Below are 5422 nucleotides of genomic sequence, written 5' to 3'. Positions count from 1 at the left end.
ACAAGCTGCGCGCGAGCCTCGCTACCATGCTGCGCGAGGAGCGCGGGCTGGTGGTGGGCGCGGAAAACGTTTGCGTCACGCGGGGCAGCCAGATGGGCATCGCGCTCGCCGCACGGCTGCTCGCCCGTCCCGGTGCGGTCGCCCTGGCCGAGGCGCTGACCTATGAACCCGCCGTCGCCGCGTTCCAGGCGGCCGGGGTGCCGGTGCTGCCGGTACCGCTTGACGACGAGGGCATCGACGTCGACGCGGTGGAGCGCGCCTGTCGCAGCCGGAAGGTCTGCGCGGTTTTCCTTACCCCGCACCACCAGTTCCCCTCCACCGTTTCGCTCGCGCCGGAGCGACGGCTGCGCCTGGTGGAGCTGGCCCGCCAGTTCGGCTTTGCCATCATCGAGGACGATTACGACCACGAATTTCGCTTTGGCTCGCAACCGCTGCTGCCCATGGCCGCCTATGCGCCCGATGTGGTGATCTATGTGGGCTCGTTGTCCAAGCTGCTGCTGCCCGCGCTGCGCGTGGGCTATATCGTGGCGCCAACGCCAGTGATCGCGGCGGCGGCACACCAGGTTTCGATCGGCGATGGCATGGGCAACAGCCTGACCGAGGATGCGGTGGCCATGCTGTTCGAAGAAGGCGAAGTGCGCCGCCACGCGCGCAAGGCCACGCGCATCTATGGCCAGCGCCGGGATGCGCTGGCCCAGGCCGTACAGGACGAACTGGGAGATCTGGTCAGCGCCCGCCTGCCGGCCGGCGGCCTGGCAATGTGGCTGGAATTCCAGGATCTGGCCGCGCTTGCCCGGATCGAGGAAGGCGCAGGCGCGGCTGGCATCACCTTTGCCCAATCGGCATCCTATCGCCTGGCCGAGAATGCCCCCCATGGCCTTCGCCTGGGCTTTGCCAGCCATGCCGCGGAACGCACGGTGCAGGCGGTGCGCGTGCTGGGTGCACTGGGCCGGGGTTGAGCGCGGGGTATTGGCCCCCGACAAATTGCGGATCTGGCACTTTTACCGGGCCAGGGAAGCGGCAAGATGGCGGCCATGGACTTTCCTTCTGGCACCCCTGCCGATCTGGCCCGGCTCGTGGCGGACTATCCGCTGGCATGGCTCGTCAACCATGGCGAGGCCGGCTTTTTCGCGACGCCTTTGCCGCTGGTGGCTGAACTCGACGAGAGCGGCCAGGTGACGGCGCTGATCGGTCATTGCTCGCGCCGCAATGCGCAGGTCGCCGCCTTGCAGGCCGATCCGCGCGCGCACGTGCTGGTCATGGGGCCGCAGGGCTATGTCTCGCCAGCGCTGGTGAGCAAGCCACACTGGGCCCCCACCTGGAACTTTGCCGTCGCCGCCTTCGCAGTGCGCGTAACGTTCGACGAGGATGGCACGATGCCTGCCGTGCGCCGACTGACCAGCCATGTCGAGGCGGACCAGCCACGGCCCTGGCAGATAGAAGAAGCCGGCGCGCGCCTGCCACACCTGATGGCGCGGATCATCGGCTTTCGCGCCACGGTTACTGCCACCGATGCGCGGTTCAAGCTGGGGCAGGAGGAAGACCTGCCCGAACTGCGCGAAATCATCGCCGCCCATCCCGATCCGGTGCTTGCCGGGTGGATGCAGCGGCTCAACGACGACCGCCTGCAGGCCCATGCAGCGGCACACAGGGACGAAACCGCAGGATAGCCGAACCGGGCGATCCATGACATGCACAGGGGAAGTACCATGAGGACCACACTGCATCTTGCCTGCCTGGCCGGCGTTTCCGCGCTGGCACTCGCTGCCCAGCCGGCCCTGGCCGCAGATGAACCGGCGGCCGAAAGCGCCGGCAGCATCGTCGTCACCGCGACCAAGCGCGCCGTGGCGCTCGACCAGACGCCGATCGCCGCCAGCGCCGTCTCGGGCAAGGACCTGGCCGCCGCCAACGCGCAGAGCCTGGGCGATTACATCGCCCGCCTGCCCGGCGTGGTGTTCAACGATTATCAGCCTGGCATTTCCGAGGTGGTGATCCGCGGGATCGCGGCGACGACCTATCACGAACAGGGCCAGACCACGGTCGGCTATTACCTCAACGAAGTGCCGCTGGTTGAACCGGGCTTTCCCATCGCCATCCCCGATGTCGACACATTCGATCTCAACCGGGTGGAAGTGCTGCGCGGCCCGCAGGGCACGCTGTTCGGTTCCTCCACCTTGGGCGGCCTCGTCAACTATGTGGTGAACCTGGCCGATCCGACCAAGATCGATGCCGCCGCATCGGGTCTGGTCGGCACCACCAAGAACAGCCATGGCGAAGCGAACTATGCCGCCAAGGCCATGATCAACGTGCCGCTGGTGACCGACAAGCTGGCGGTGCGCCTGGTCGCGCTGCAGCGCTTTGACGCGGGCTATCTCGACAATCCCGGCACCGGGGTGAATGGCAGCAACGATTTCCGCACGCGCGGCCTGCGCGGTTCGGTGGTGTTTACGCCCACGGCCGCGACCAAGATCAGCTATCTGTCATCGTGGCAGGATACCTACCTGGAAGACCAGACCTACCTCGATCTCGATCACCCCTACATCCGCAACACCGCACGGGCCGAGCCGCAGCGCACGCGCTTCTGGATGAACTCGCTGCGCCTGGACCAGGACCTGGGCGGCGCCGAGTTGACCGCGATCGGCTCGGTCATCGAGAAGCACAATTTCACCCAGTTTTCCTATCCCTATTACTACGTCACCGGCGTGACCACGGGATCGGGTGCGGCCTATTGGGCCGGCAACGCCAATGCCAATATCAAGACGGCGGAAGTGCGCCTTGCCTCCAAGGGCAATACGCCGCTGCGCTACCTGATCGGCGCGAGCTATATGGAAGCGCGCAAGCATAGCTACGACCAGATCTTCCAGAACGGGGCTGCGGCCTATATCGACGCCAATCCCGCGCTGTTCGGCGGCTATGCCGGTAGCGTGCTGACCCCCGGCGACCGCCTCTATGGCTACCTGTCTGACACCTATAACCAGGACGTGGGCGTCTTTGGCGAACTGACCTATGCCCCGCGCCACGATATCGAGATCACCGTGGGCGGCCGCTATTTCTGGAACCGCTACAACGCCACCGTCGTCAACCAGGCGGGTGCGCTGGGCGGCTATCCGGGTGGCTACAACCCCACGGACGCCAAGGGTTACGTCTCCAACAAGGAAGACGGCTTCACCCCCAAGGTGACGATCACCGCGCGGCCCACCAAGGATTTCCTGGCCTACGCCACCTATTCGGAAGGCTATCGCGTGGGCGGGATCAACCCCAATGCCGGCCTGCTGCCGACTATCCCGGTCAAGTACAACAGCGACCGGGTGAAGAACTATGAAATGGGCGTGAAATTCCACGCGCTCGACAACCGCCTCTATGTCGAGGCGACGGTGTTCAATATCGACTGGAAAGGCATTCAGGCACGCCTGTTTGGCCCGGCGCCGTCATACTATTCCTATGTCTCCAACGCCGGCAGCGCCAATATCAGCGGCGTTGAATTGTCCGCCACGGCGCAACTGGCGCGCTTTGCCAGCTTCAGCACCAGCGCCACGGTCCAGGACGCGCGCCTCACCGCGTTCCTGCCCGATACCTTTGCCGTGGGCGGCGGCTATGCCTCGGGCTCGGTCCTGCCCGGATCGTCGCGCTGGTCGGTGGCCAACAACCTCAAGTTCGACTTTGCCGACGTGGCGTTCAAGCCTTCGTTCGAAGTGGCGCATCGCTACCTGTCGTCGGCCCCGGTCGCGTTTGGCAACACCGCGACACGCGGCAATTTCAACATCTTCGATCTGCGCGCCAGCGTGACCGTGGGTGAAAAGCTGCGGGTCATGGTGTTTGCCAACAACGTATTCGACAAGTTCGGCATTCTCAACGCGCCATTCACGTCGCAGGCGGTGCCCGCCGGCTCGATCGTTCGCCCACGCACGCTGGGCCTGCGGGCCGACTGGTCGCTCTGATGCGCCAGGGCGCGCCGGTTCTTTCCCTGGTACTGGCGCTGGCCGCCGGGGCCGCTCATGCCGAGCCGCCCCGGCATCTGGCCTATCAGGCCCACGAAGCAACCTGGGCGCAGCCAGCGCTCTCGCCCGACGGCGCCTGGCTGTGGTTCGATATCCTGGGTGATATCTATCGCATGCCGGCCGGCGGCGGCACGGCGCAAGCGGTGCTCACCGGCACGCCGTTCGAGCGCAATCCGGTGCCCTCTCCCGACGGGCAATGGATTGCGTTCATTTCCGATCGCTCGGGCGTGACCAACCTGTGGGTCGCGCGCAGCGATGGCAGCGGCGCACGCCAACTGACGCACGAAACGTCGCTCGTGCTCATGACCTCACCGGCATGGGCGCCCGATGGCCGCAGCGTCTATGTCAGCCGCGCGGTCCATGCCGTCCTCGCATTCGAGCTGTGGCGCGTGCCGCTCGACGGCGGCGCGGCGCAAGTGCTGGTCAAGGCGCAACCCAGCGGCAACGAAGGCTGGGACGAGCGCATCAATGCCCTGGGAACAGCGCCTTCGCCCGATGGCAAGGCGGTGTGGTATGCCACCAAGCGCGGCCACACCTGGACCGAGAAGGACCCGCCCATCTGGTCCATCGTGCGGCAGGATCTGGCTACAAGCGCGGTGGAAACCGTGGTGCCGGGCGGCATGCGGCCGGTGCTTTCGCCCGATGGCCGGTTGCTGGCCTATGCCGCGCGGCGCGATGGCACCACGCCCGCCACCAGCGAGACCGGCCTGCGCCTGCGCAACCTGGCCACGGGCGAAGACCGCTGGATTGCCTGGCCGATCGACCACGATGGGCAGGAAGGCGGCTATTACTACGACCTCACCCCCGGATATCGCTTTACCCCCGATGGCCGCGCGCTGATCCTGGCCAAGGGCGGCGGTTTCGTGCGGATCGACCTGGCCAGCGGCGTGCAGACCCCGATCCCGTTCACGGCACCGGTCGACCTCGCGCTCGCCCCGCCAAGCCGCGTGAAGCAGCGCGTCGAAGACGGCCCCACGGTGCGCAGCCATCTGGCCGAAGGCGCGGCGCTGTCTCCTGATGGCAAGGCCATTGCCTTTACCGCGCTGGGCACGCTCTATCTCGCCGACCGCGCCGGTGGCGCCCCGCGCGCACTGTTTGCCGGCAATGCGTTCCAGCCCGCCTGGTCGCCCGATGGGCAGAGCCTGGCTTTCGTGCGCTTGAGCGCGGAAACGGGCGGCGGCGTGTGGACCATTCCGGCCCAAGGCGGCACGCCCCACGCGCTGGGGCCGCAGGGCGCCTATTGGACCGAACCGCGCTGGAGCCGCGATGGCAGCGGCGTGGTGGCCCTGCGCGCCGTGCAGTTCGACCGGTTGCACGCGCCCAACGAACTCGATCCCGCCTGGCCTGTAGACGTGGTCGCGTTGGGGCGGGATGGCAGCACGCCGCGCGTGATCGCGCACGGCGCCGGCCTCAAGCAGCTGCAG

The 5422-nt window shown here is 66.9% G+C and carries 3 protein-coding genes and 1 pseudogene; all 4 read left to right on the top strand.

The genetic code is table 11. From position 1 onward, the window contains the following. Nucleotides 1–959, top strand: a 959-nt coding sequence (locus H926_RS28635; protein WP_022677543.1) for a PLP-dependent aminotransferase family protein, incomplete at its 5' end; no start/stop codon positions are given. Nucleotides 960–1034: 75 nt separating this feature from the next. Beyond that, on the top strand, nucleotides 1035–1670 hold the full coding sequence (locus H926_RS0117995; protein ID WP_028658203.1) for an FMN-binding negative transcriptional regulator: 636 nt from the start codon (nucleotides 1035–1037) through the stop codon (nucleotides 1668–1670). A gap of 39 nt (nucleotides 1671–1709) precedes the next feature. Next, nucleotides 1710–3938 (top strand): TonB-dependent receptor, encoded by a 2229-nt coding sequence (locus tag H926_RS0117990; protein ID WP_022677541.1) that lies wholly within the window; start codon nucleotides 1710–1712, stop codon nucleotides 3936–3938. Next, nucleotides 3938–5422 (top strand): annotated as a pseudogene (locus H926_RS33560) (PD40 domain-containing protein); the annotation flags it as partial. The gene H926_RS0117990 and the pseudogene H926_RS33560, both read left to right, overlap by 1 nt.

It is taken from the genome of Novosphingobium sp. B-7, assembly GCF_000410615.1.
Lineage (GTDB): Bacteria > Pseudomonadota > Alphaproteobacteria > Sphingomonadales > Sphingomonadaceae > Novosphingobium > Novosphingobium capsulatum.
The sequence above is the reverse complement of the archived record's forward strand: the minus strand, read 5'-3'. Positions and strand labels throughout refer to the sequence as shown.